Origin of the sequence: Lysobacter capsici (genome assembly GCF_018732085.1) — a bacterium.
GTDB lineage: Bacteria > Pseudomonadota > Gammaproteobacteria > Xanthomonadales > Xanthomonadaceae > Lysobacter > Lysobacter capsici_A.
The window spans coordinates 493722-517716 of sequence record NZ_CP076103.1; the positions used below are offsets into that span (position 1 = coordinate 493722).

At 67.0% G+C, this 23995-nt stretch carries 20 protein-coding genes and 2 pseudogenes; 6 read left to right on the forward strand and 16 right to left on the reverse strand.

What is annotated here, in order from left to right:
• Positions 1 to 3 precede the first annotated feature (3 nt).
• The 5 genes from KME82_RS02000 to KME82_RS02020 all read right to left on the reverse strand — a co-directional run bounded on the left by KME82_RS02000 (position 4) and on the right by KME82_RS02020 (position 5254).
• Positions 4 to 1119 (reverse strand): DJ-1/PfpI family protein, encoded by a 1116-nt coding sequence (locus tag KME82_RS02000; RefSeq protein WP_215497047.1) that lies wholly within the window; start codon positions 1117 to 1119, stop codon positions 4 to 6.
• A 109-nt stretch (positions 1120 to 1228) separates the two neighbouring features.
• On the reverse strand, positions 1229 to 1963 hold the full coding sequence (locus KME82_RS02005; RefSeq protein WP_215497048.1) for a 2OG-Fe dioxygenase family protein: 735 nt from the start codon (positions 1961 to 1963) through the stop codon (positions 1229 to 1231).
• Positions 1964 to 2031: 68 nt separating this feature from the next.
• Positions 2032 to 2493: an MAPEG family protein gene (locus tag KME82_RS02010; RefSeq protein ID WP_215497049.1), complete on the reverse strand. Its 462-nt coding sequence runs from the start codon at positions 2491 to 2493 to the stop codon at positions 2032 to 2034.
• A gap of 137 nt (positions 2494 to 2630) precedes the next feature.
• Positions 2631 to 4409: a M28 family metallopeptidase gene (locus KME82_RS02015; RefSeq protein ID WP_252255589.1), complete on the reverse strand. Its 1779-nt coding sequence runs from the start codon at positions 4407 to 4409 to the stop codon at positions 2631 to 2633.
• 179 nt (positions 4410 to 4588) lie between these two features.
• Positions 4589 to 5254 carry a hypothetical protein gene (locus KME82_RS02020; RefSeq protein ID WP_215497050.1) on the reverse strand — a complete coding sequence of 222 codons (666 nt, stop codon included), beginning with the start codon at positions 5252 to 5254 and terminating at the stop codon, positions 4589 to 4591.
• A gap of 240 nt (positions 5255 to 5494) precedes the next feature.
• Between KME82_RS02020 and gpmI the strand changes: the two genes are divergently transcribed.
• The 3 genes and pseudogenes from gpmI to KME82_RS02035 all read left to right on the forward strand — a co-directional run bounded on the left by gpmI (position 5495) and on the right by KME82_RS02035 (position 10150).
• Positions 5495 to 7030, forward strand: coding sequence for a 2,3-bisphosphoglycerate-independent phosphoglycerate mutase (gpmI, locus tag KME82_RS02025; RefSeq protein ID WP_215497051.1), 1536 nt, complete (start codon positions 5495 to 5497; stop codon positions 7028 to 7030).
• A pseudogene (locus KME82_RS02030) lies at positions 7030 to 8300 on the forward strand (murein hydrolase activator EnvC family protein). Before gpmI ends, KME82_RS02030 begins: the two are co-directional and overlap by 1 nt.
• A 338-nt stretch (positions 8301 to 8638) precedes the next feature.
• Positions 8639 to 10150 carry a S41 family peptidase gene (locus KME82_RS02035; protein ID WP_215497052.1) on the forward strand — a complete coding sequence of 504 codons (1512 nt, stop codon included), beginning with the start codon at positions 8639 to 8641 and terminating at the stop codon, positions 10148 to 10150.
• A 709-nt stretch (positions 10151 to 10859) separates the two neighbouring features.
• Here the strand turns inward: KME82_RS02035 and KME82_RS02040 are convergent.
• The 3 genes from KME82_RS02040 to KME82_RS02050 all read right to left on the reverse strand — a co-directional run bounded on the left by KME82_RS02040 (position 10860) and on the right by KME82_RS02050 (position 12703).
• A complete protein-coding gene (locus KME82_RS02040) occupies positions 10860 to 11501 on the reverse strand; it encodes a hypothetical protein (RefSeq protein ID WP_215497053.1) in 642 nt (213 codons plus the stop codon).
• A gap of 41 nt (positions 11502 to 11542) precedes the next feature.
• A complete protein-coding gene (locus KME82_RS02045) occupies positions 11543 to 11860 on the reverse strand; it encodes a DUF1820 family protein (RefSeq protein WP_036112538.1) in 318 nt (105 codons plus the stop codon).
• Between the two features lie 147 nt (positions 11861 to 12007).
• Positions 12008 to 12703, reverse strand: a complete 696-nt coding sequence (locus tag KME82_RS02050) for a rhomboid family intramembrane serine protease (protein ID WP_036112535.1) — start codon at positions 12701 to 12703, stop codon at positions 12008 to 12010.
• Positions 12704 to 12970: 267 nt separating this feature from the next.
• Between KME82_RS02050 and KME82_RS02055 the strand changes: the two genes are divergently transcribed.
• Positions 12971 to 14344, forward strand: a complete 1374-nt coding sequence (locus KME82_RS02055) for an OmpP1/FadL family transporter (RefSeq protein ID WP_215497054.1) — start codon at positions 12971 to 12973, stop codon at positions 14342 to 14344.
• Positions 14345 to 14431: 87 nt separating this feature from the next.
• Here the strand turns inward: KME82_RS02055 and KME82_RS02060 are convergent, their stop codons facing one another.
• The 7 genes from KME82_RS02060 to KME82_RS02090 all read right to left on the reverse strand — a co-directional run bounded on the left by KME82_RS02060 (position 14432) and on the right by KME82_RS02090 (position 21424).
• Entirely contained in the window at positions 14432 to 15505 is a 1074-nt protein-coding gene (locus KME82_RS02060; protein WP_215497055.1) for a class I SAM-dependent methyltransferase, read from the reverse strand.
• Between the two features lie 71 nt (positions 15506 to 15576).
• On the reverse strand, positions 15577 to 17034 hold the full coding sequence (locus KME82_RS02065) for a class-II fumarase/aspartase family protein (protein ID WP_215497056.1): 1458 nt from the start codon (positions 17032 to 17034) through the stop codon (positions 15577 to 15579).
• Positions 17035 to 17092: 58 nt separating this feature from the next.
• Positions 17093 to 18463: an adenylosuccinate lyase gene (gene purB / locus KME82_RS02070; protein ID WP_215497057.1), complete on the reverse strand. Its 1371-nt coding sequence runs from the start codon at positions 18461 to 18463 to the stop codon at positions 17093 to 17095.
• Positions 18447 to 19499, reverse strand: coding sequence for an HOASN domain-containing protein (locus KME82_RS02075; protein WP_215497058.1), 1053 nt, complete (start codon positions 19497 to 19499; stop codon positions 18447 to 18449). The genes purB and KME82_RS02075 overlap by 17 nt, the downstream gene beginning before the upstream one ends.
• A gap of 35 nt (positions 19500 to 19534) precedes the next feature.
• A complete protein-coding gene (locus tag KME82_RS02080; protein ID WP_215497059.1) occupies positions 19535 to 20554 on the reverse strand; it encodes an HOASN domain-containing protein in 1020 nt (339 codons plus the stop codon).
• A 217-nt stretch (positions 20555 to 20771) separates the two neighbouring features.
• On the reverse strand, positions 20772 to 21029 hold the full coding sequence (locus KME82_RS02085; protein ID WP_215497060.1) for a YHS domain-containing protein: 258 nt from the start codon (positions 21027 to 21029) through the stop codon (positions 20772 to 20774).
• The gene (locus KME82_RS02090) at positions 21026 to 21424 is read right to left on the reverse strand and encodes a heavy metal-responsive transcriptional regulator (protein WP_036112518.1); all 399 of its coding nucleotides are present in this window, start codon (positions 21422 to 21424) and stop codon (positions 21026 to 21028) included. Before KME82_RS02090 ends, KME82_RS02085 begins: the two co-directional genes overlap by 4 nt.
• A 390-nt stretch (positions 21425 to 21814) precedes the next feature.
• Between KME82_RS02090 and KME82_RS02095 the strand changes: the two are divergent.
• Positions 21815 to 22521, forward strand: a pseudogene (locus KME82_RS02095) (MOSC domain-containing protein).
• A gap of 137 nt (positions 22522 to 22658) precedes the next feature.
• A complete protein-coding gene (locus KME82_RS02100) occupies positions 22659 to 22913 on the forward strand; it encodes a DUF2164 domain-containing protein (RefSeq protein WP_036112510.1) in 255 nt (84 codons plus the stop codon).
• A 241-nt stretch (positions 22914 to 23154) separates the two neighbouring features.
• Here the strand turns inward: KME82_RS02100 and KME82_RS02105 are convergent, their stop codons facing one another.
• Positions 23155 to 23607, reverse strand: a complete 453-nt coding sequence (locus KME82_RS02105) for a DUF3574 domain-containing protein (protein ID WP_215497061.1) — start codon at positions 23605 to 23607, stop codon at positions 23155 to 23157.
• Positions 23608 to 23995 lie beyond the last annotated feature (388 nt).

Below are 23995 nucleotides of genomic sequence, written 5' to 3' on the forward strand. Positions count from 1 at the left end.
CGCTCAGCTTCCGATGCGTTGCAACAGTTGTTTAGCTTCGGCCATGTCGGGGTGGCTTTCCAGTACCTCGCCGGTCAGCGCGCGCGCGCGTTCGCGATCGCCCAGGCGCAGGTGCGCTTCGGCCATGCCCAGGCGCAACTGCGGTTCGGGCATGTACGGCGCGGCCAGTTGCATGATCGCCAGCGCGTCGCGGGTGGCGGCCAGGTCCTGGGTAGACTGCGATTGGTAGTAGCCGAGCAGGCCGATCAGCTGCACGTGATAGTTGTCGCGATCGTCGGCGAGCGCTTTATGCACGGCCGCGGTTTCGCCGTCCAATGCACGCTGCACCAGGGTCATGGTGCGTTCGTCGCGCCACGGCGTGCGCGCCTTGGGCTGACGGCCGAGCGTGCTGACGATGGCTTCGGCGACGGCGGGCGTGGAGTACGGGTTCTGGCCGGTGATCAGGCGACCGTCGACGACCAGCTTGGGCATCATCAACGCCGCTTCCTGCCACTGCGCCCCGCGCGCCTTGAGCGCGTCTTCGAGCTGGAAGCGGTATTGCTTCGCCCAGCGCTTGCCGAACACGGCTTCTTCCTCGTTGCTGAAACCGGTCATGCGCTTGCCGTCGACCAGCCAGGCGCCATTGCCGAGCCGCACATCCACCAGCGCGGCGGGCCCGTGACACACCGCCGCGACCACGCCGCCGCGTTCGTAGACGTCGGCCACCACGCGCTGCAAGGCCGGGTCGGCGGGCAGGTCGAACATTGCGCCCTTGCCGCCGACCACGTAGACCGCGGCGTAGTCGGCGGCCTTGAGATCGCCGGTCTTGCGCGTGGCCGCGAGCAGCCCGTTCGCGTCGGCGTCGGCGAGCAGGCTCGCGTTGAACGCTTCGGCCGCGTCGTATTTGTCGGCCTCGGCGCGGCCGCCGTTCGGGCTGGCGACGTCGATGGCATAGCCGTTGTCGCGGAAGATCAGATACGCCTGGGCGAATTCGTCCATCTCGAAGCCGGGCCGGGTCTTGCCCTGGTCGCGGCCTTCGCCGCTGACCACGATCAGGATCTTGTCGGCGGCCATCGCGGGGACAGCGGCGAGCAGCAGCGACACGGCGAGTACGCCGCGGCGAACACGATGTAGGGTCATGGAGGCGATCTCGACAGGAGGGAGCCTCAGTGTCGGCGGCGGCTGTGAATCAAACTTCAAACGCCGCGATGTGCCGCTGCGACGCGCTACTGCCGCGATCGAGCGCCGGTCACGCCGTCTTGCGGAACGTCACCACCAGCACATCGCGATGCGCTTCGCGTTGCGGGTCCTGCGGCGTCACCGCGGTGACGCCATGGAACACGCGGGCGTCGTCGACCAGCGCGGCGTCGAGCGGCGCGGTCAGGGTGAAACTGCCCAGTTCGGTGCCGTCGGCGGTGTGGATGGTGGTGGTGCCGCTGAGGATGTTGTGACGATCGATCAACAGCACCAGCACGTAGTCGACGCCGTCGCGATGCACGCCTTCGGGCGTGGGCTGGCCGTCTTCGTCGCTGCGCGCTTCGATGCGGAACTGGTGCAGTTCGATATGCCAGGCCTGCGTGTGCGGCGCGAGCGTGGAAAAGAAGTCGCGGCAGAACCCGAGCACGGTGGTGAGGCTGGCGCCGCTGGCGATGGCGTCGTGCACCGGCTCGAACCAGCGTTCGATATCGCCTTGCAGGGCGTTGTAATTGAGGCTTTGGTAATGCGGTTGATGCGGCTGGCGCTCGATCGCGCCGTCGCGACCGGCGCGGAACACCGCATGCCGGCGGCGGCGATGGCGGCCGACGCTGGCCAGGTACTGGTCGGGCGCCAGGTCGTTCCAACTGTCGGCGAACGCCGGCCAATCCTGCAGCGAGCCGTGCTGCAGCAGATGGCCGCGCATGGTCTGGCCGTCGACGAAACAGAAGCCGTCGCCGCGCAGGGAGTGCGCGAAGTTTTCATGATCGGTGCGCGGGGCGGGGGACATTCGCGACTCTTCGGGACAGCGGGATGCGGCGGGGGAGATGGCGAACGCGGTCAGCGTTCGCGAAGGATTTAGCTCGGCAAACCGGCCTGCGTCGAGCCGTCGAGCAAACGCAGCACCACCTGCGCGCTGGCATCTTCGGACGCCGCCAGCGCGGCCAGGACCAGCAACGCCAGCACGCAGCCGAAGCCCACCACCCAGGCCAGACTGCGCAGCCTCGGCTGGCGCAGCACATAGAACACGCCGTGCAGCACGCGGAACACGATGAAGACGATCGACAGGATGACGATCCAGTCGGTGGCCACGCCGGTCATCTGCGCGCCGATCACGCCGGCCGCGAACGGGGCGAAGGCTTCGAAGGCGTTGAGGTGGGCGGCGTAGGCGGCGTGGGAACGCGGGTTGTCCTGACGGGTCTGCCAGCCGCGCGGGTCGCGGTTGTCGTAGCGCTTGCCGCTGGCCTTGGCGACGGCGACCCACAGATACGGCAACAGCGCGGCGATCAGCACGCACCAGTAGGCGATGGACATGGACATGCGCGTTCCTTCAGGCATACCGCGAGCCGCGGCTGCTAAAGCCTAGCGGAAAAAACCACGGCGCCCTTGGGCGCCGTCGTCGGATCGCTGTGCGGCGAGGGTCGGCCCGCGGGACCGACCCGCCGCGTGGGCGCGGATTACTTCGCCGGCGGCGCCATCAGCTTGTCGTGCGCGGCGCGGAAGGCGTTGCCTTCGTACCAGTTCGGCCACTGCTCGTTGCCGGCCAGCACCGTGCCCACGCCGTACAGCGCGTCCAGGTCCTGGACCAGGCCGTCGAGCTTCCAGGCCGCGTCGAACTCGTCGGCCGGCTTGTGGTAACGGTTGTCGCGGTAGTCGATCTGGGCCTTCTGCCCGGCTTCGACGCCGCCGTCGATCAGGTCGTCGCCGCCCTTGGCGTACAGCGCGGGCACGCCGGCCTTGGCGAAGTTGAAGTGATCGGAACGGAAGTAGAAGCCGTCCTGCGGGGTGCCTTCGGCATGCAGCACGCGCTTCTGACCGTCGGCGACGGTCTTGAGGATGTCCTCGAGTTCGGAGCTGCCGTAACCGACCACGGTCATGTCGCGGGCCTTGCCGATGATCGGCATCGCGTCGAGGTTGATCACCGCGACGGTCTTGTTCAGCGGCACGGTCGGATGGGCGACGTAGTACTTGGAACCCAGCAGTCCGGATTCTTCCAGGGTCACCGCCAGGAACAGCAGCGAACGGTCCGGCGGCGGGGTCTGCTTGCTGAAGGCTTCGGCGATTTCCAGGATGCCGGCCACGCCCGAGGCGTTGTCGACCGCGCCGTTGTAGATCGTGTCCGGGCCGGTGGTCTTGGCGTCGGCACCGTGGCCTTCATGGCCGCCTTCGCCGGTGTGGTTGCCCAGGTGATCCCAGTGCGCCATGTAGACGATGGCTTCGTCCGGACGCTTGGCGCCGTCCAGGCGCGCGATCACGTTGCGCGAGGACTTCTCGCTGATCTTGCTCTTGAGATCGACCGAAGCCTTGGCCTGCAGCGCGATCGCCTTGAAGCCGCGCTTGCCGGCGGCCTGGTACAACTGGTCGAGGTTCTGGCCCAGATCGCCGAGCAGCTTGCGCGCGGCGTCGTTGCTGATCCAGCCCTGCACCGGCAGGCGCGGTTCCGGATCGTCCTTGGCCGGCAGGTCGAACTGCGCGCCCGACCACGAATTCTTGACCACGTCCCAGCCGTACGATGCGCCGGCGGTGTCGTGGATGATGAGCGCGGCCTTCGCGCCCTGGCGCGCGGCCTCTTCGAACTTGTAGGTCCAGCGGCCGTAGTAGGTCATCCGCTTGCCTTCGAACAAGGTCGCGTCCTGGCCGTGGAAGCCCGGGTCGTTGACGAACATCACCACCGTCTTGCCCTTGACGTCGACTCCGGCGTAATCGTTCCACTGCTGCTCGGGCGCGTTGACGCCGTAGCCCACGAACACCAGATCGCTGCCGTCGACCTTCACTTCCGGCTGGCCGGTGCGGGTGCCGACCACCATGTCGGTGCCGAACTTCAACTCGCGCGGCTGGCCCTTGACCTCGAGCTTGAGCGAGGTGGTTTCGTCGGCGGTGGTTTCGACCATCGGCACGGTCTGGAAGTAGCTGTCGCCGTTGCCGGGTTTCATGCCCATGCGCTGGAACTGCGCCTGCAGGTACGCGACGGTCTTGTCCTCGCCGGCGCTGCCGGGCGCGCGGCCTTCGAACTCGTCGGAGGCCAGGATCTTGACGTGCTGGGCGAAGTCGGCGGCGTTGATCGCGCCGTCGAAGCCGTGCTCGCCGGCGGGTACGGCCGGGGCCGGTGTGGCGGCGCTCGCGCCGGTATCGGGCTTGGACGGTGTCTTGTCGCAGGCCGACAGGACCAGGGCGGCGGCAACCAGCGAGGTGGCGGTGAGCAGCGGGGTGGTTCGGGACAGATGCTTCGGCAACAAGGTCGAGACCTCCAGGAGCGGCGCGGGGCCGGGGGTGGGGGAGGTCCATTCTAGGTGCTGCGGTTTCGCGGTGTTGTCCCGATCAGTTCGCTCGCCGAGCGGTCGGGCGCAATGCGAACGCCCCGCCCGGATCGTCGCGGCCGTGGCCGTGGCGACCCGGACGGGGCGCGGGCGCCGCCTTACTCGGCCGGCGGGGTCGCGGTGTTGAACGCGATCGCGGTGGCGCCGCGGATCGGGCCGGTCTTGGCGGTGCTGTGGACGTACAGCTTCACGTCGCGCTCGAACACCAAGGCGCCGTCGACGCGCGCGTTCGGTCCGATGATCACGCGCGGGTCGCGCTGCTTGGTCAGGCGGATGCCGTTGGGCTTGGTGTAGCGCACGCCGCCGCTGATGTGCGAATCCACGCCGACGGTGAGGTCGCCGTTGACCGTCTCGATGCCGCCGGTGACGTCGGTATCGACCAGGCCGATCGCGCCGTTGACGGTCTCCAGGTCGCCGCGCACGGTGCCGCCGCGATCGACGAAGATGCTGCCGTTGACGGTTTCGATGCCGCCGTTCGCGGTCAGGTTGGTGCCGGCGCGGATGCTGCCGTTGACCGTTTCCAGGCCGCCGGTCTGGCTGCTGTTGCCGACGTTGATGCTGCCGTTGACCGTCTCGGCCTTGCCGACGCGGGCGCTGTCGCCGATCTTGATGCTGCCGTTGACGGTGTCCAGGTCGCCCTGGCGCTGGCTGGCTTCGACGGTGATGCTGCCGTTGACCTTGCTGATGCCGTCGTCGGCGAACGCCAGCGGCGAGGACAGGGCGATCAGGACCGACAGGCTGAGGGTGAGGCGGGTGCGCGTCATGGCGTGTTCCGTTGTCTGGTGGGCAAGGTCTGTGATGCGGCGAGCGCGCGATCGGTTTAAGGCGAATGCGCATTTCGTGATGTCGGTGGACGCAGGGCGTGCCGGGCCAAGCACTATCAAGCACTTGCGGATACCGATCCCAACCTTGCGCCGCGTTCCCCGGGGCTTCATCGCCCGCTTCGCTACAATCGCAGAATCCGCCTGCGGCGGCCCCTGCCCCTGGTCATAGGAATCCCCCACGTGTCAGCGAATGCCCGACCCAAGCCCGTAGTGCTGTTGATCCTCGACGGTTGGGGCCATCGCGACGACCCCGCCGACAACGCCCTGGCCCAGGCCAGCTTGCCGAACTGGCATGCGCTGCTGGCGTCGCAGGCCAATACCCTGATCCACACCGAAGGCCGCCATGTCGGCCTGCCGGACGGGCAGATGGGCAACTCCGAAGTCGGCCACATGAACCTCGGCGCCGGCCGCATCGTCTACCAGGACCTGACCCGGATCGACGCGGCGATCGAGGACGGCAGTTTCTACGTCAACGAAGAATTGCGCGCGGCCTGTTCGGCAGCGAAGGCGTCGGGCGGGACTTTGCACGTCATGGGCCTGCTCTCGCCTGGCGGCGTCCACAGCCATGAGAAGCACATCTTCGCGATGCTCGAACTCGCCCGGCGCGAAGGCGTGGCGCGGGTCGCGGTGCATGCGTTCCTCGACGGCCGCGACATGCCGCCCAAGTCGGCCGCGCCGAGCCTGCAACGCCTTCAGGATGTTTGCGACCGCCTCGGCAACGCGCACATCGCCTCGATCAGCGGCCGCTACTACGCGATGGACCGCGACAAGCGCTGGGATCGCCAGTTGCGCGCCTGGAACGCGATGGTCGAAGCCGACAGCCCCGAGCACGCGCCGACCGCGTTGGCCGGGCTCGAAGCGGCGTATGCGCGCGGCGAAACCGATGAGTTCGTCGCTCCGACCGTGATCGACGGCGCCACCGCGATGGCCGACGGCGACGCGGTGGTGTTCATGAATTTCCGCGCCGATCGCGCGCGCCAGCTGAGCGCGGCCTTCGTCGATCCCAACTTCGACGGCTACGCAGCGCGCCGGCCGAAGCTGTCGCGTTTCGTCTGCCTGACCGAATACGACGCGCGCCTGCCGGCGCCGGTCGCGTTCGGCCCCGACGATCTGCACAACACCCTGGGCGAATTGCTGGCCGCCAACGGCCTGACCCAGCTGCGCATCGCCGAGACCGAGAAATACGCCCACGTCACCTTCTTCTTCAGCGGCGGGCGCGAAGATCCTTACGCAGGCGAAAGCCGCATCCTGGTGCCGAGCCCGAAGGTCGCGACCTACGACCTGCAGCCGGAGATGAGCTGTCCTGAAGTGACCGCCAAGCTGGTCGAGGCGATTCACTCGGGCACGATCGACGTTGCGATCTGCAACATCGCCAACCCCGACATGGTCGGCCACACCGGCGACCTGCAGGCCGCGATCCTCGCCGCGCAGGCGGTCGACAAGGCGATCGGCGCGATCGCCGCCGCGGTGCAGGAGGTCGGCGGCGCGCTGCTGATCACCGCCGATCACGGCAACCTGGAAATGATGCGCGACCCGAGCACCGGCCAGCCGCATACCGCGCACACCGTCGGCCCGGTGCCGCTGGTCTATCTCGGCCCGCGCAAGGCCACCCTGCGCAGCGGCGGCGCCTTGCGCGATGTCGCGCCGACCATTCTCGACCTGCTCGGCCTCGCCCAGCCGGTCGAGATGACCGGCACGAGCCTGCTGGAGCGCTGATGGCCAGCGCGCGCGCGTGGTGGCTGGCGGGATTGGCGGCGTGGTCGCTGGCGATGAGCCTGAGCGTCCACGCGGCCGCGCAGAGCAACAGCCGCGATGCCGAGCGCAAGCTCGAGAAGATCAAGACCGAACTCAAATCGGTCGCGGCCGAACGGCGCAAGCTGGAAGGCCAGCGCGGCGACGCCTCGCAGCAATTGCGCCAGGCCGACGAACAGGTCGGCCATTCCAATCGGGCCTTGCGCGATACCGAGACCCGGCTCGCGCGCGAGCAGGCCGCGCTGAAGGATCTGCAGAGCAAGCGCGATGCGCTCAACGCGACCTTGGGTTCCAAGCGCGACGAATTGTCCAGGCTGGTGCGCGCCGCGTATGCGCAAGGCAACGACGCGCCGCTGAAAGTACTGCTGTCGCAGGACAAGGTCGCCGACAGCAGCCGCATCCTGGCGTATCACGGTTATGTGCAGCGCGATCGCGCCCGCCGCATCGCCGAACTGAGCGCGCAACTGCGCGAACTCGACGCGCTCGAGCGCCAGATCGTCGAACGCCGCGCCAGCCTCGACAGCACCCGCAAGCAGCAGCGCAACCAGCTCGGTCAGCTCGAAAAAGACCGCAAGACCCGCGCCGCGCTGGTCGCCCAGATCAACGAAAAATACGAAGACCGCAGCACCCGCGAGCGCGAACTCGGCCGCGACGCCAAGGGTCTGGAACAACTGCTGGCCAAGTTGCGCGCGGCCGCCGCGCGCGCCGAGGCGCAACGTCGCGCCGCCGCCAAGGCCAAGGCCGAACGCGAGGCCCGCGAAGCGCGCGCGCCGCCGCCGCCGCGGCCAAGGCGCAAGGCAAGCCCGCGCCGGTGCGCAAACCGCCGGTGCAGGTCGCCAGCGCGCCCGCGCCGCAGGTCGGCGGCCTGGGCTGGCCGGTGTCGGGCGCCCTGCTGGCCGGTTTCGGCGGCACCATGCCCGACGGCCGCAGCAGCGAAGGGCTGTTGATCGGTGCGCCGGCCGGCGCCACGGTCAAGGCGGTCGCCGACGGCACCGTGGTCTATTCGGAATGGATGACCGGTTACGGCCTGCTGCTGATCGTCGACCACGGCAACGGCTATATGAGCCTGTACGCGAACAACGACGCCCTGCTCAAGGACGCCGGCGCGACGGTCAAGAAAGGCGACGCGGTGGCCACGGTCGGCAGTTCCGGCGGCCACGGCCGGCCGGCGCTGTATTTCGAATTGCGCCGCGGCGGGCAGCCGGTCAATCCGAATACCTGGCTGCGGCGTTGAACTGTGACGCTACGGCGGTAAGGGCCTGATCCATATCCCTGCCGGAACCTATGCCGATCACCGCGCACTGAGAGGTCTTTTGTGGGAGGGGCTTGAGCCCCGATGCTTTTCGCTCAGATCGCCGGACAACTGCTTCGCCTGAGCCGAAAGCATCGGGGCTCAAGCCCCTCCCACAAAAGACCTCAAGCGCGCGCGGAGGAGTCGAAATCCGCACCTCGCCGACGATTTAACAAAAGCTTGCAAGCGCGCGGCTTAACGTGCGCAGATAATCGATCGAACCCGGGTCGCCTCGCGCGGTCCTATCGCTACCTGATTCGTACCCGTTCTGGAGCGCGTGCATGTCCCTGCGTCACCCCCTGCGTAGTCTGCTACCGCTCGCCCTGGCGCTGGGCGCCGCTCCGCTGGCGTTCGCGCAGCAGGCGCCGGCCGCGCCGCAAAGCGCGCCCCAGTCCGCACCTTCGACCGCCCCGGCCACCCAGCCGACCGACACCAAGCCCGAACCCAAGTCCGCGCCCAACCCGGCCGACACCGACCCGACCGACGACACCGACACCCCGGCCCAGCCGGTGCCGCCCGCGCGCGCGCCGGCCGCCAAGGCCAAGCCCGGCAAGGACGGCGACAGCGTCGAGTCCAAGGTGCCGATCGAGGAAATTCGCCGCTACGTCGCGGTCTATAACGCGGTCAAGCAGGCCTACGTGGAACCGGTCGACGACGCCAAGCTCATGCACGCGGCGATCCGCGGCCTGCTGCTCGACCTCGATCCGCACAGCGTGTACCTCGACAAGGTCGCGGCCGAGGACTTCGACGAACAATCGCGCGGCAACTACGACGGCATCGGCGTGGAACTGCAGCGCCAGCCCGACGGCACCTTGAAAGTCATCTCGCCGATCGACGACACGCCGGCGACGCGCGCCGGGATCAAGGCCGGCGACCTGATCATCGCCATCGACGGCAAGCCGTTCAAGGTCGACGAAGGCGACAGTTCCAGCACCCTGCGCGGCGCGCCCGGCAGCAAGGTGGTGTTGACCATCGTGCGCGAAGGCCGCGACAAACCCTTCGACCTGACCGTCGCGCGCGAAACCATCCGCGTCACCAGCGTCAAGAGCCGCCTGCTCGAACCCGGCTACGCCTATCTGCGCATCAGCGCGTTCCAGGCCGACACCGCCGCGGATTTCGAAACCCAACTGGAGAAGTTGAAGACCCAGTCGGGCGGCAAGCTGCGCGGCCTGGTCATGGACCTGCGCAGCAATCCCGGCGGCCTGCTGACCTCGGCGGTGCAGATCGCCGACGACCTGCTCGACAGCGGCAAGATCGTCAGCACCCGCGGCCGCATCGCGATCAGCGACGCGCAATTCAGCGCGACCCCGGGCGACCGTCTCGACGGCGCGCCGCTGGTGGTCCTGGTCGACGCCGGTTCGGCCAGCGCTTCGGAAGTGCTGGCCGGCGCCTTGCGCGACAACGGCCGCGCGCGCGTGGTTGGCAGCCGCACCTTCGGCAAGGGCTCGGTGCAAACCGTGCTGCCGCTGGACAACGGCGATTCGGTCAAGCTCACCACCGCGCGTTACTACACGCCCAGCGGCAAATCGATCCAGGCGCTGGGCATCGTGCCCGACGTGGTGCTGCGCGCGCCGAAGGCGCCCGATGCCGACGGCCGCCCGAGCTACACCGAAGCGACCCTGCCCGGGCATCTGCACGGCGACGAAGAGGACACGCCCGGCACAAATGCCGGCGAAGTGCTCGAAGGCGACGCGCCGATCGCATCGGCGCTGGCCGAACTGAAGAAACCCGCGGGCGCGAAAACGCCGACGGCGGTCAGCAAGGCGGTGACGCCGGGTGCGAGCAAGCGCTGATCGATGCGGTGAAGCCCTGCGGTTGCAGCTCGCAGACAAACACCCGGCTCAGGCTGGGTGTTTGCGTTTGCGGGCTTTTTTTTGTGGGCGGAGCTTCAGCCTTTTTTGTGGGAGGGGCTTGAGCCCCGACGCTTTTCGATCAGTTAGCCGAACATCCGCATCATCCGAGCCGAAAGCGTCGGGGCTCAAGCCCCTCCCACAGCAGACCTCGCCATCTCGCCGACAAGTGGAACTGGCCGGTGCCAAGTTCGCGCGTGGCTTTCTTTGTTCGCACCATTGATGGCGCGCGATCGATTCGATCGAATGACCTGCGGTGGAGTCGCGGAATTTTTTGCGGGAGGGGCTTGAGCCCCGACGCCTTTCGATCAGTTGGCTGAACATCCGCATCATCCGAGCCGAAAGCGTCGGGGCTCAAGCCCCTCCCACAACAGACCTCGCCATCTCGCCGACAAGTGGAGCTGGCCGGTGCCAAGTTCGCGCGTGGCTTTCTTTGTCCGCACGATTGATGGCGCGCGATCGATTCGATCGAATGACCCGCGATGGAGTCGCGGAATTTTTTGTGGGAGGGGCTTGAGCCCCGACGCCTTTCGATCAGTTTGCTAAACATCCGCATCATCTGAGCCGAAAGCGTCGGGGCTCAAGCCCCTCCCACAATAGACCTCGATGTCCCGATGTCTTGGCCTGGGCGCGCAGCAACGCGCGGCGCGGTTCAGTCGATCGGCGTAAAGAACGCGCGGATCAACCGGTAATGCTCGTCATCGGGATCGTCGCGAAAACGCCGGTGGTCGCGATAGCGCAAATACTGGCCGGACAAACCGCGTCGCGCCATCACCGCGCGCGCGGCGGCTTCGAAGTCTTCCTCGTCATGGCGATGCCAGAACCGCACCTCCTGGTGCGCGAACTCGATCTCCAGCGCGATCCGGAACGGCAGGTCGCGGCCGAACGCCTCGTCCCAGTTCGCCTCGGCCAGTCCATGCCACTCCAAGGCGAAGCGATGGCCACGGCGCGCGCCCAGGCGCAGGTGCGAGCGCGGTAGCGACAGGTGCGAGCACAGGTACAGGGTCGGCAGACTGTCGCCCTCGTCGTCGTCGCTTTCCAGATCGAACACGTAGCCGCTGTGTTCGAGCTTGCGCCAGTCGTCGATCCGCAGCGGCATCGCTTCGTCGTAGAAATGCGGGCTCAGGTCCTGGCTGAATTCGCCATCGCCGAAGCGCATCGCCACGCCGCGCACGTCGATCGACCAGCAGATCTCGCCGCTCGCATCGTCGTTCAGCCAGCCGTGCACCTGCGCGCGTTCGACCGCGAAGCGCCGGTCCTTGAGTTCGATCGTGTCGGAGGGGCTACCGGTCATCGCGTGCTGCTCCGCGTCTCGCCGGCCCTCAGTCTAGTCAATCAGCGCGGCTTGGCCGGAAACGGAAACGGGGTGACGACTTTCTCGCCGGTGGCCGCATCGCGGATCGCCGACTGGCCTTTGCGCTCGACTTCCTCGATCCGCACGATGCTCTGCATCGGCAGGTGCAACACCTTGGTGTTGCCGAACTCGTCGCGCAAGCGTTCTTCGGTCGGATCGACGACCAGGCCTTCATGCACGTCGAACACCAGGTCGCTGACCTCGGTGAACCCCCACAGCGAACCCGAGCCGATCTTGCGCGCGTACAGCTCGTAGATCTTGCCGGCGTTGAGGAAGGTGACTTTGTAGAGGGTGGGCATGAGGGCCGGGAATCGGGAATGGGGAGTCGGGAATCGTAAAAGCGGCGATGACGCGATCTGAAAACAGCGTTGGGGCTTGCGGGTGCAACTCAAGAGCATCGGGGCGGCTCCTGCGATTCCCGACTCCCCATTCCCGATTCCCGCCCCTCAATACCCACGCTTGCGCCGCAACCGCCGCGCGATGCCGGCGCGGGCGATCAGGGCGAACGCGCCGCCGAACGCGAAGCCGGCCAGATGCGCCGACCATGCCACCGCACCGAAGGCCGGGCCGATGAAGGTGAACACCACCTGCAACGCGGCCCACACGCCGATCAGCAGCGGCGCGGGCACTTTGACGAATTGCAGGAACAGGCCCAGCGGCACCACCACGCCGAGCTTGGCGCTCGGGAACAGCGCCAGGTAGGCGCCGATCAACGCCGACACCGCGCCGCTCGCGCCGATGATCAGGCGATCCGGCGTGCCGATCGCGATCACCGCGGCCAGGTTGGCGACCGCGCCGCCGAACAGGAACAGCGCCAGCAGCCGCCACGGCCCCATCGCGCGCTCGGCCGGCAGGCCGAAGATCAGCAGGAACACCAGGTTGCCGAGCAGATGGGCCCAGTCGGCATGCAGAAACAGTGCGCTGAACAGGCGCAGCAGGCTGCCGTCGCGGACCGCGTCCCACCACGCCAGCGGGCTGGACAGGCCGCCCGACAGCGCACCCCACTCGAGCATCAGCCGGCGCTGCTCCGGGTCCGGCAAGACCACCGCCGAGACGATGAAACACAGCCACAGCAAGGCGAACAGCAGCGGAGTGGCCCAACGCAGCCGGGTGCGCTCGCGCGTGGGAATGGTGACGAACACGCGCTCAGCTCCGCCGGCCGGGAATGCCGACAGTTACCCTATTAAGGCACGAAAGATGGGTAAGTGGTTGCTGGGCTTGGCTTTGCGACATCGGTACGGGACGGCTTTGCGGTCTTGGGCGTATTGTTAGCGTTCGGTTAATAGCCGCGCTATAGTGCATACGGCGTCGTACGTCGGGAGGGGTTTCCGGCGGCACGGAGCTCGCATTTTGCGGTTCCGCGCACACGGCCGAGACAGACTAAAAATACTCCAACGGAGACTACACGCATGCAACCCTCACACCGCTACACCCGCCTGACCGCGATCGCGCTCGGCATCGCTGGCGTCATCAGCTTCGGTTCGGCCGGCGCTACCGGTTTCCAGATTCGCGAGAACAGCGTCAAGAACCAGGGCCGTGCTTTCGCCGGCAGCGCGACCGGCCAGGACGACGCCTCGGTCGTGTCGAACAACCCGGCTGCGATGGTCAATCTCGACACCACCACCATCCGCACCGACGTCACCCTGATCGACCTGACCGCGAAGTTCAAAGGCGGCGGACGTAGCGGCGCGGGCACCCCGCTGACCGGCGGCAACGGCGGCGACCCGGGCGACGCGACCCCGGTTCCGGCGATGTCGATCGTCGTGCCGTTGCACGGCGCGTTCGAAAAGCTCACCCTCGGCGCGCAGCTCAGCGCTCCGTTCGGCCTGAAGACCGAATACGACCCGAGCTGGGTCGGCCGCTATAACGCGATCGAGTCGGAAGTGAAGACCATCGATCTGACCTTGTCGGCCGCGCTGAAGATCACCGACCGCTTCTCGGTCGGCGCCGGCTTCGTCTACGAGCGCGCGGAAGCGACGCTTACCAACGCCGTCGATTTCGGTTCGGGCATCTGCGCCAATCCGCAGACCCGTCCGCTGTGCCTCACGCCGACCCCGGCGACTGCCGCGTTCGGTCCGCAGAAGAACGACGGCCTGGCCAAGGTCAAGGGCGACGACACCGGTATCGGCTGGATCCTCGGCTTCCAGTGGAAGCCGACCGACGCGCTGTCGATCGGCTACTCGCACCGCTCGGAAATCGACCACGACCTGGAAGGCGACATCACCTTCACCAAGCCGGGCAACGTCGCGGCGGTGTTCGCCGCCGGCCGCGTGACCACCTACGACAGCGGCCCGGGCGGCGCGGCGTTGACCACGCCGAGCACCGATACGGTCAGCGTGACGTATGCGTTCAACGACCAGTTCCGCATGATGTTCGACGCGCAGCAGACCGATTGGCATTCGCTGCAGTCGGTGGACATCAAGCGCGCCAACGGCAACCTGATCACCAGCGAGAAGTTCGAGTGGGACGACACGATGATGTACGCACTCGGCGCCGAGTACGACTTCAGCGATTCGTTCACCCTGCGCGGCGGCGTCGCCAAGGATGAGTCGCCGACCAACGACACTCACCGCACCCCGCGTCTGCCCGACAACGACCGCATGCTGTACTCGGTCGGCCTGACCTGGAACGCGAACGAGCACCTGAGCGTCGATGCGGCCTACACCCGCATCACCATCGACAGCCCGGACGTGAACGTGGTGTCCTCGAGCAGCTCGACCCTGGTCGGCAAGTTCAAGGGCCACGCCGATCTATTCGGTATCGCCGCTCAGTACAAGTTCTGATCCAGCGCCGTATCGCTTGACGAAAAACCCCGCCTCGGCGGGGTTTTTCTTTGTCCGCGCCCGGCCGGTCGACGGCCGGCGCCCGGCTCAGGGCCGCAGTTCGAACAAGGCCGGCAGCGGCGGACGATCGGAAGGGACCTTGCGCACGCGGCTGAAGCCGGCTTTGCCGGCCATGTCGCGCGCACGGGTCTCGCCCATGAACGCGCCGAGCCCGGCGCCGCCGTGCGACAGCGAACAAGTCATGCAGTACAGCGTGCTCTGCGGGTACATCACCCGGCCGAACAGGTTCATGTTTTCGTGCAGCTCTTCGGACAGATTGAGTTCGACCATGAGGTAGGTGCCGTCGTCGGCGGTCGAGGTGCGCAGGTCCTTCATCATCTGCTGCGGATCGGCGGCGTCGTGAATCACCACGAAGGTGGTTACGAAGTCGAATTTCTTGCCCAGCAGCGCATCGGAATCGGCGACCTCGAAACGCACCCGGTCGCCGAGTCCGGCGGCGTGCGCGTTCGCGCGCGCGCGTTCGATCGAGGGCAGGTGGAAGTCGCAGCCCAGGACAGTGGCGTTGGGAAAGGCCTTCGCCATGGTGATCGCGGCCAGTCCGCTGCCGCATCCGAAATCGAGCACGCTGCCGCCGGCTTCGAGCTTTTCCTTGACCCCGCTCAGCGACGGTATCCAGTGCTGGACCAGGAAGTGCTTGTACCAGGGCATGGTCATGCGCTCCATGCCTTGCCAGGTTTCAACCGGGTAGGCCTCTTCCGGCGCGCCGCCGCCGTGGCGGAAGGCCTCGATGATCTGCGGCGCCATCGATACGAACGGAACGCTCAGCTGGATGATGCCGCCGGCGAAGTAGGGCGAATCCTCGTCGGCCAGCACCGGGACGAACTCGTCGGGCAGGCGATAGCGTTTGCTGTGGCGGTCGTAGGTCACGTAGTCGCCGGTCGCCATGCTGCCCAGCCACTCGCGCAGATAACGCGCGTTGAGGCCGGTGTGCGCGGTGAGTTCCTCCAGCGTCACCGCGCCGGTCTGGGCCAGGGCCTTGAACAGGCCCAACTGGTCGCCGATATAGAGCATGGCGCCGCGCAGCGTGTTGCCGTAATCCTCCATGATGCGCGCGGAAAACTGCTGGACCTTGGCCGGATCGGCTTCGATGCTCACTGACATTGCTTTCTCCCCGATGAGTGATGCGGCTTGTAGTTCGTGGCTGGTAAATCGCGGCCGGTAAATCGGATGCTTCAGAAACGGCGGTTGCCGATCTGGGTCAGTACGCCGTCGACGATCGTCTCGGCCATGCCCAGATGCGCCCTGGGCTCGAACAGTCGCGCCAGTTTTCCCCCGTCCACGGCGGCGAGCACTCTGGGATCGGCCTCGACCGCTTCGCGGATCGAGACCCGATCGCGCTGACAGGCCTGGGTGAGTTCGAAGATGATTTCGTAGGCGCTGCTTTTGCCGAGTGTCTTCGCCATCTCGAACACGAACGCTTCCATGCAGATGGCATCGCCGTAGGCGTGTGCGTTGCGGTCCATCGCCGCGTCGTTGACGGTGAGCTTGCCGATCGTGTCGCTGAGCAGGGCGAGCGCGGTCAGCGCGTAGTGGGAGACGTCGGCGACCGCGCACCACTCCAGGCGGGTTCCGCGGTAGTCGCGTTCGTGTTCGAGGATCATCGCGTCCAGCGCGAGCACGACCTGCGCCTTGGCCAGGCGGGCCATCACCACGACCTGCTCGCAGCCTTCCGGATTGCGCTTGTGCGGCATCGTGCTGCTGCCGATCTGCTGGTCCGACCAGCCCACTTCCACCTCGGCGATCTCCCAGCGGTTCAAGGTGCGGATCTCGTCCGCCACGCGCGCCAGCGACGCGGTCATCATCGCCAGCGCGCTGACGAACTCGGCGACGCGATCGCGCGCCACATGCCAGCCGGCGTCCGGCACGCCGAGACACAGCCGGCGGGCGAACACGTTCAGCAGCGCCATCGCGTCGGGGCCGAACGCGGCCATCGTGCCGACCCCGCCGAACAACTGCACCACCAGCACCCGTTGCCGCGCCTGTCCGAGGCGATCGCGATGGCGCAGCAACTCGTCGATCCAGCCGGCCACTTTCAGCCCGAACGTGGTGGGCAAGGCCGGTATCGAATGGGTTCGGGCGACCATCAGCGAGCCGCGGTGCGCGTTCGCCAGCGCCGCGAGTTGTGCGATCAAGGCATCGAGCGCGACGTCGACGCTGTCGAGCACGTCGCGCATCTCCAGCGACTGCGCGGTGTCCTGGATGTCCTGGGTGGTCGCGCCGTAATGGACGTACTCGCGCGCGCTCGGGCTGCAGTTGTCCTGCAACGCGCGCAGCAGCGGCATCAGCGAGTGCCCGGTCTTGCTCACGCCGTCGGCGATCTGGTCCAGATTCATCGCCGACAATTTCGCGCTGCGCTGGATTTCCAGCGCGGCCTGCAGCGGGATCATGTGGACTTCCGCCTGCGCCATCGCGAGCACCGATTCGACGTCGAGCCAGCGCTGCAGCCGGCATCGGCCGCAGAAGATCGCCCGGCTCGCGGAGCCGGCATAGCCGCCGCCATGCACCTTCGAATCCAGGATGTGGCTGTGTTCGTGCCGGCAGTCGTCCACCAGCGCCGGCTCGCTCACCGAGCAACTGCGGCGCGCGGCGAACGCCGGGTGCGGCGTCACGTTCAAGGTCTGTGGTTCCATCGCATACCCTCCATCCAAGAATGGGCTGACTGGAAACTCGTTTCGTGGTGTCGCCCGCTCAGGATCGGCCGCGCAGATGGCCGGTCGCATCGCGTGCGACCCGGTCGACCATCTCCACGGCCAGTCCTGCGTAGGTGACCGGATCGAGCAGATCTTCGAGTGCCTGAGGCGTGAAGCTGCCGCGCAGGCGCTCGTCCTTGAGCAAGGCGTCGCGGAACGGAACATCGTGCCGGCGCGCCTCCATGGATATCTCATGCACCAGTTCGTGCGCGGTCTGCTTGCCGAATCGGCCGCCCAGCGCGAGCATCACGCGCTCGGACAGGATCAATCCGCCGAGCAGATCGAGGTTGTCGCGCATGCGCTGCTCGCGCACGTCCAGGCCCGCCGCCAACATCTCGTCCATGCGCGCGAGCAATGCGCCGGTGTAGACGAACAACTCGGGCAACGCGGCCCATTCGATCCGCCAGGCCGTGCCGTCGCGTTCGTGCAGGTGAAACGCCGCGTCGGTGAGCGCGACCATCTGCGCCCGGATCAGGCGCGACAGCGCGCTGATCAGATCGGCGGTGGACGGGTTCTGCTTGTGCGGCATGGTGCTGCTGCCGATCTTTCCCGGCGCGGTCCCTTCGCGGACCTCGTCGACTTCGGTGCGCTGCAGGTGATAGATCTCGTTGGCGATCCGCCCGAGCGTGACCGCGGGCTGCACCAGCAATCCGCCGACCTCCAGGATCCGGTCGCGCGCGGAATGCCAACTGGTGCGTGGCGCGCCGAGGCCGAGACTGGCCAAGGTGCGCCGCTGGATCTCGAATCCCTGCGCGCCGAACGAGGCCATGGTGCCGACCGCGCCGGTCAGGTTGCCCACCATCACCCGCGCGCGCGCCTCGTCGAAGCGCTGCAGATGTCGGTCGATCTCGTCGACCCAGACCGCGACCTTGTAGCCGAAGGTGGTGGGCAGCGCGTGCTGACCGTGAGTACGCGCGACCATCGGCGTGCGCCGGTGCTTGCGCGCCAGTGCGAGCAAATGGGTCTGGATCGAACGCAGCCGCGCCAGCACGAGCTCCCAGGCTTCGGCGATCTGCAGCATCAGTCCGGTGTCGAGGATGTCCTGCGTGGTCACGCCGTAGTGAACGTACTCGCCCCATCCATCTTGGCAACGCTCGGCCAGCGCCCAGATCGTCGGAATCAGGATGTGCCCGGTTTCGCGGCTCTCGCGGCCCAGCCGCTCCATATCGAACAACTCCACATCGGTGCGGCGCGCGATCTCCTGCGCCGCTTCGTGCGGGATCAGGCCCATCTGCGCCTGGGTCAGCGCGAGCGCGCGTTCGACATCGAGCCACTTCTGCACCTGATTGCAATCGCTGAAGATCGCCGCGAACTCGGGATCGGAATACACGCCGCCATAGATACGCGATTCGCTAACGTGGCTCGGCATGGTCGCGGGTCCGGCTGCTTGGCTGACTGACTGGCTGTAGCAATGGCACTTCCACGCGCTGCATTTCGTTCCAGACCGCGTCGTAGTACGCCCGCTCGACCCGGAAGTGCTGCGCCAGTGAGGTCAGGAACGATTTCTGGAAGGCCGGATCGGGAATGCGCCGCGCGATCAGCTGCCACTCGCGCTTGGCGCGCGGCGGCACCAGGCTGACGTGGATCTTGTAGTACTCGGCGGCGTCTTCGCTCAGGCCGGCCTGGAGCAGCGCGTTGTAGAGCTTCTCGTGATTGCCCGGCACGACGATCTCGGTGATGTAGAACACCGCCAGGCCCCAGCCCACGTCCGGATTGCGGAAGCTGCGCACGCGGTTGTTCAAGTACGCGATTTCCTCGGGCATCGTGCTGACGGCCTGGAAGTCCGCTTCGAGATCGACGGCGTCGAGCAGCTTGGCCAGCAGGCGCGGGTGCGAGCGCACGTCGTCCTCTTCGCCCAGTTCTCCGTAGAGGTAGCGGCCGAGCGCCGCGGCGTCGTCCACGTCGACCAGATTCACCAGCAGGTCCGCGGCTTCGCGGTACAGGCGGAAGGTGCGGAACCACTGCCGCCGCAAGAACACCCGAAGCTGCGCGGGCGAGGCGGAGCCTTCGAAAATGTACTGCGACATCGGGTGCTTCTCGCGCGAGCGCGAGGCCACCTCCTGTTCGATCCGCGCGAGGAACTCGGCCTCCGACAGGGCCGTGGGAATGTCGGCGGGAGGAATGAAACGTTCCTCCACGCGATACGCCCAATTGCACAGCCAGCGGCGTGCGAGCGCGGTGGCGGTGTCGTCGCTCAACGACAGGATGTACAGCAGCTTCTGGTACTCGGCCTGGCTGTCGGTATTGCCCGTGAGCGCGGTTTCGGCGAGCTCGGTCAATGTTTTGGCCGCCGTTTCCAGATGGGCGAACGACGCCCTGGGGTCCAGCGCGCGGGCGAGGATGCGCGCGCGGTTGGTCTGAAGGGCTTCGAGCTGTGGCAACGAATGATTGCGAGTGTTCGACATGCGCGCTCCTTGGCAGGCGCCTTGCGGAATGGGGCTTAGTGGATGTGCTGTCCCTGCATCTGTCGCCACAACATGTCGAAGTAGGCCCGATTGATGTCGAAGTGACGCGTCAGCGATTGCATGAACGTGCGCTGGAACGATTCGCTATGGGCGAACTTGGCGATGAGCTCCCACATCTCCTCGGTGTCGATCTCGTCCTGAGTTCCGTGCAGGCGATGGAACTCGCTCGGGCCTTCGGGCACGCCCATGCGCTGCAGCAGTTCGTAGATCCGCAGGTGGTTGACGCAGCTGACCGATTCGACCGCGTACACCAGCGACAGGCCCCAGGCGATGTCGGTGTGGCGGACGCAGCGGATGCGGTTGTTGATGTAGGCCTTTTCCAGCGGATCGAGCGCGGCGAAGTCGATGCGCAAGGGGATGTCGAAATACGCCATCAGCTGCGACAGCAAGGTGGGGTGCGCGCGGTCGGGCGTCTCCGCGCCGGCTTCGCCGTAGAGGTTGCGGTAGAACACCGAGGCGTCGTGGATGGCCTCGAACCGGAACGCGAGTTCGGCCAGCAGGCTGTAGAAGTTGTACGAGCGGTTCCAGTGATGCCGCAGGAACAGGCGCACGTCGCGCAGCGGCGGCGCGCCCTGGAACAGGTGCAGCGACATCGGATGCTTGACCCGCGTGCGCGAGGCGATCTCGGCATCGACCGCGGCGCGGAACTGATCCACCGGCAACACGCGGAAGTCGGGCAGCGTCGGCGCGAACCGGTCCTCGACCTGGTAGATCTGGCTGGCCAGCCAGCGCCGGGTCGGTTCGGTACGAGGCTCGCCGGGCACGTGCAAGTCGAGCAGGATGGATTGGTACTGCGCGTAGCAGGCCGCGTCGCCCTCGAGTCCTTTCTGGGTGAGCGCGAGCAGCGCGTCGGCCGCGAGCGCGGTCCGGGAACTGGCCGCGCCCGGCTTCAGCGCCTCGGCCAGCAGGATCGATGCCTCGGCCGGCGCCGGATTGGCCTGAGCGGAAGGATGTTGGTCGTGCTGGGTATCGCGAAACGTGCTGGTCTCGTTCATGAGTATCCCCGTTTGCTGGCGAATGGCCGCTGGCTGTGAATGAACGGCGCGCAGGCACACGCGCCGCGATCGACTCGCGACCATGGTGTTGGTTGGCAATCAAGAACCCCGGATGCCGCGCGGTACTCGGCGGCGTGTCAGGCTGCGCGGATAGCGTCGCTATGCGCGGCCGCTGCGCTTACCGGAGTCGTTCCCCATACCTCGCTGGAATCCGACCTCAGCGCGCCGCCGAGGCCTGCGCGTTGGAATCGGCGAACGCTTGCAGGCAGTGCGCGGAACAAAAGTAGTGTTCGACACCGGCTTGCGCGAGGCGGTGCGGGGTTGCGGCCGGGTCCACCTGCATGCCGCAGACGGGATCGATGCTGGCGGTCGGCGTCGCCTCGACGGTGCTGCAGGTTCGCGCGGCGGAGCAGCAATCGCGCGGCGCGTCTTCGGCCTGGTCGGATTGCGTATCCGACGCGTGGGTATCGCTCATGTTTCATCCCCTCCCAGGGCGTTGAGAATCGGGCAGCGTTCCACCGCTCCGTGCCCGGGGCACGAATTGAGCAGCGTCCGCAGGCCGTTGCGTATGCGTGTAAGTTCGTCGATCTTGGATTCCAGGTCGGCCAGCTTCTGGGTCGTCGTCGCCTTGACCCCCGCCATGTCGCCGCCGCGCCGGCTGGACAGGGCCAGCAATTCGCGGATTTCCTCCAGGGTGAATCCGAGCGCCTTGGCCTTGCGCACGAACTGGAGCCGGGCGATGTCCTTCGCCTCGAAACGCCGATAGCCCGACAATTGGCGCATCGGCAGCGGCAGCAAGCCGCGGCGTTCGTAATAGCGCACCGTGTCGATACCCACCCCGGCGCGCTGCGCGAGTTCCCCAATCTTCATTGCGCACCTCCATGTTCACAGTGGCGGGTATTGAAACAGTGTTCGGTCTGGACCATGGTCCAGAGTCAAGCCTTTTTGCGACCGACTTCCAGCAACGTTGACCGAGTTCTCACAGTCGGCGTATCCGGACGATGAGCTGAACGGGCCGGACCGGAGCGACCGCGTTCGCGTGAACGCTGCCCGCGATCGCAGTCCCGGTCTGGTCCATCCGCGCGCTCGTCGTGGATGGATTGGCGTGCGCAACGCGGACAAGTGCGCTGCGGGTTTCGCATGGGCACGATTGGTCCGCAGCGGCATGACCCGCGCAGGTGCGAGAATGGCGGCACGGGCCACGCCGACCCGCATGCGGCCATCGCCGCGATGCGGACCTGGTCCGGGTACGCGCCGGCCATGACGTCAGAGAGCGCCATCGTTTTGATCCAGCCCGACACCGTTATCGACGCGCTGCTGCGCGGCCGCGCCCGGCCTTACACGCGTCCGGGCAGCGTCAGCGCGATCGCCAAGCGCGCGTTCCAAGGACGCGTGCGGGTCGGCGAGTCGGGTTTGGACGGCGACGAGCAGGGCGATCTGCGCGTGCATGGCGGGCCGGACAAGGCGGTGCATCACTATCCGCGCGATCATTACGCGTGGTGGGCCGAGCGGATCGGCGATCACCCGTTGTTGCGCGAGCCTGGCGCGTTCGGCGAGAACTTCAGCAGTCATGGACTGACCGAGGCGCTGGTCTGCCTGGGCGATCGCTATCGCATCGGCGGCGTGCTGCTGGAGGTGAGCCAGGGCCGGCAGCCGTGCTGAAGCTCAACGATCGTTTCGAGGTGGCCGACATGGCGCGGCAGATGCAGGCCAGCGGGCGCACCGGCTGGTACTACCGAGTGCTCCAGACCGGCGAGGTCATCACGCTGCTGGAACGACCTTGGCCGCGGTGGACGCTGCAGCGCATCGCGACACTGCTGTACACGCGCACCCTGGACATCGACGAGCTGCGCGCCGCGCTGGCGCTGCCGTTGGTGCCGTCGTGGCGCAGGCTGGTGGAGGCGCGGCTGGCACGCGGCACGGTCGAGGATTGGCGGCCACGTGTCGATGGGCCGGCGACGGATTGAACCTTGCGTGAGGTGCGCATCGACGCGCAATGCCGTGTGCGAATCAGCGCTTGCGACGCTCGAGACATACTGTGCGCGACCGGCACGATCGCGGCGTGGTCCGCTTCCTGCCTTCCTCTCCCAAACCGGACCGAGCGATGAGCGACATCAAATTCTCCAGCGAAGAAAAGACCCTGATCGTGGCTAAGTTGCAGCGCTACTTCAGCGAGGAGCTCAAGCAACAGATCGGCCGGTTCGATGCGGAGTTCCTCATTGATTTCATTTCCGAGGAGATCGGCGGGTACTACTACAACCGCGGGGTGTACGACGCGCAGACGGTGGTGGCGGCGCGGCTGGAGGATATCGGCGATCAGCTGTTTCAGCTGGAGCGGCGGACCGATTTCAAGCGCTAGCGGGTTGCGGAGCGGTCCGGGTGCTGCGCGGGTGCTGATCGGAAAGCGTCGGGGCTGAAGCCCCTCCCACAAAAGACCTCGCGTCGCATGAAGTTTTTTGTGGGAGGGGCTTCAGCCCCGACGCCTTTCGATCAGCAGAGCCGAAAGCCACAGGTTCCACTGCGCCAACCCGACATCGCTTCGATCCGGCCCGATCCATTTTGACCCGCTCCGATCAGGTCCGCCCAAGCGCTGCGGCAACTCAACTCTCGTGCCGCGATCGGGCCGGCACTTGCGCAAAACACGCCCGCGCCGGCGTACTCACGATCAGCACGGCTTCCTGCTTGAAGCGGCGCTTGTACTCGTCGGCGACCTCGACCACGCGCTTGCGCTCCTCGGCGGTATCGCTGTGGATCAGATCGATCGCGCGCGAATCCTCCTGTTCGACCTGACCGCTGTCGCCGCGCCACTGGCCCTTGGCCTGGTACACGGTGAGCCCGGCGGGAAAGCGCGGCGTCACTACTTCGGCGAGGAACGCTTGCCACTGCGTTTCGCTGACCGGGCCGTCGGGGCTGTTCATGCCGAACAGCACCCGGTCCTGGCGGCGTTCGCTGCACGCGCTCGGATCGCCGGGCTTGACCGGCAGCGGGGCGAGGGTGGCGCAGGCGCTCAGCAGGCATAGCGCCGCGGAGGACAGCAGCAGGGTGCGCGACATGGTCCGTGTCTCGGATGGGCGATGGCGTAAGCGTACTGCGCGTTGCCGAGGGGGCATCTGCGACGGTGGTCGCAGGCCGGATGTTGGGTCGCGGGTATGTGAAGCGGGTTGATCGCGGCGGTCGGCGAAACCACCGGCCTGCGTGGAGGTGCGACATCCGACTGTAGGAGCGGCGCGAGCCGCGACCGCGAAACCTCAGTTACGACGTATGCGTGGTATGGCGGTCGCGGCTCGCGCCGCTCCTGGAGGGAGTGGGCGAAGCCGCGCGGCGAAGTGAAGGTGTGGCTTGGAGCGAAATTGCGACATCGTGCCTGCGACGCAGGCGAGGTTTCGCGGTCGCGGCTTGCGCCGCTCCTACAGGGAGTGGGCGAAGCCGCGCGGCTAAGTG

Coding starts and splice junctions, on each gene's coding strand:
- KME82_RS02000 (WP_215497047.1), bottom strand. CDS start 1,119: ATGACCCTACATCGTGTTCGCCGCGGCGTACTCGCCGTGTCGCTGCTG.
- KME82_RS02005 (WP_215497048.1), bottom strand. CDS start 1,963: ATGTCCCCCGCCCCGCGCACCGATCATGAAAACTTCGCGCACTCCCTG.
- KME82_RS02010 (WP_215497049.1), bottom strand. CDS start 2,493: ATGTCCATGTCCATCGCCTACTGGTGCGTGCTGATCGCCGCGCTGTTG.
- KME82_RS02020 (WP_215497050.1), bottom strand. CDS start 5,254: ATGACGCGCACCCGCCTCACCCTCAGCCTGTCGGTCCTGATCGCCCTG.
- KME82_RS02035 (WP_215497052.1), top strand. CDS start 8,639: ATGTCCCTGCGTCACCCCCTGCGTAGTCTGCTACCGCTCGCCCTGGCG.
- KME82_RS02040 (WP_215497053.1), bottom strand. CDS start 11,501: ATGACCGGTAGCCCCTCCGACACGATCGAACTCAAGGACCGGCGCTTC.
- KME82_RS02045 (WP_036112538.1), bottom strand. CDS start 11,860: ATGCCCACCCTCTACAAAGTCACCTTCCTCAACGCCGGCAAGATCTAC.
- KME82_RS02055 (WP_215497054.1), top strand. CDS start 12,971: ATGCAACCCTCACACCGCTACACCCGCCTGACCGCGATCGCGCTCGGC.
- KME82_RS02060 (WP_215497055.1), bottom strand. CDS start 15,505: ATGTCAGTGAGCATCGAAGCCGATCCGGCCAAGGTCCAGCAGTTTTCC.
- KME82_RS02065 (WP_215497056.1), bottom strand. CDS start 17,034: ATGGAACCACAGACCTTGAACGTGACGCCGCACCCGGCGTTCGCCGCG.
- purB (WP_215497057.1), bottom strand. CDS start 18,463: ATGCCGAGCCACGTTAGCGAATCGCGTATCTATGGCGGCGTGTATTCC.
- KME82_RS02075 (WP_215497058.1), bottom strand. CDS start 19,499: ATGTCGAACACTCGCAATCATTCGTTGCCACAGCTCGAAGCCCTTCAG.
- KME82_RS02080 (WP_215497059.1), bottom strand. CDS start 20,554: ATGAACGAGACCAGCACGTTTCGCGATACCCAGCACGACCAACATCCT.
- KME82_RS02085 (WP_215497060.1), bottom strand. CDS start 21,029: ATGAGCGATACCCACGCGTCGGATACGCAATCCGACCAGGCCGAAGAC.
- KME82_RS02090 (WP_036112518.1), bottom strand. CDS start 21,424: ATGAAGATTGGGGAACTCGCGCAGCGCGCCGGGGTGGGTATCGACACG.
- KME82_RS02100 (WP_036112510.1), top strand. CDS start 22,659: ATGAGCGACATCAAATTCTCCAGCGAAGAAAAGACCCTGATCGTGGCT.
- KME82_RS02105 (WP_215497061.1), bottom strand. CDS start 23,607: ATGTCGCGCACCCTGCTGCTGTCCTCCGCGGCGCTATGCCTGCTGAGC.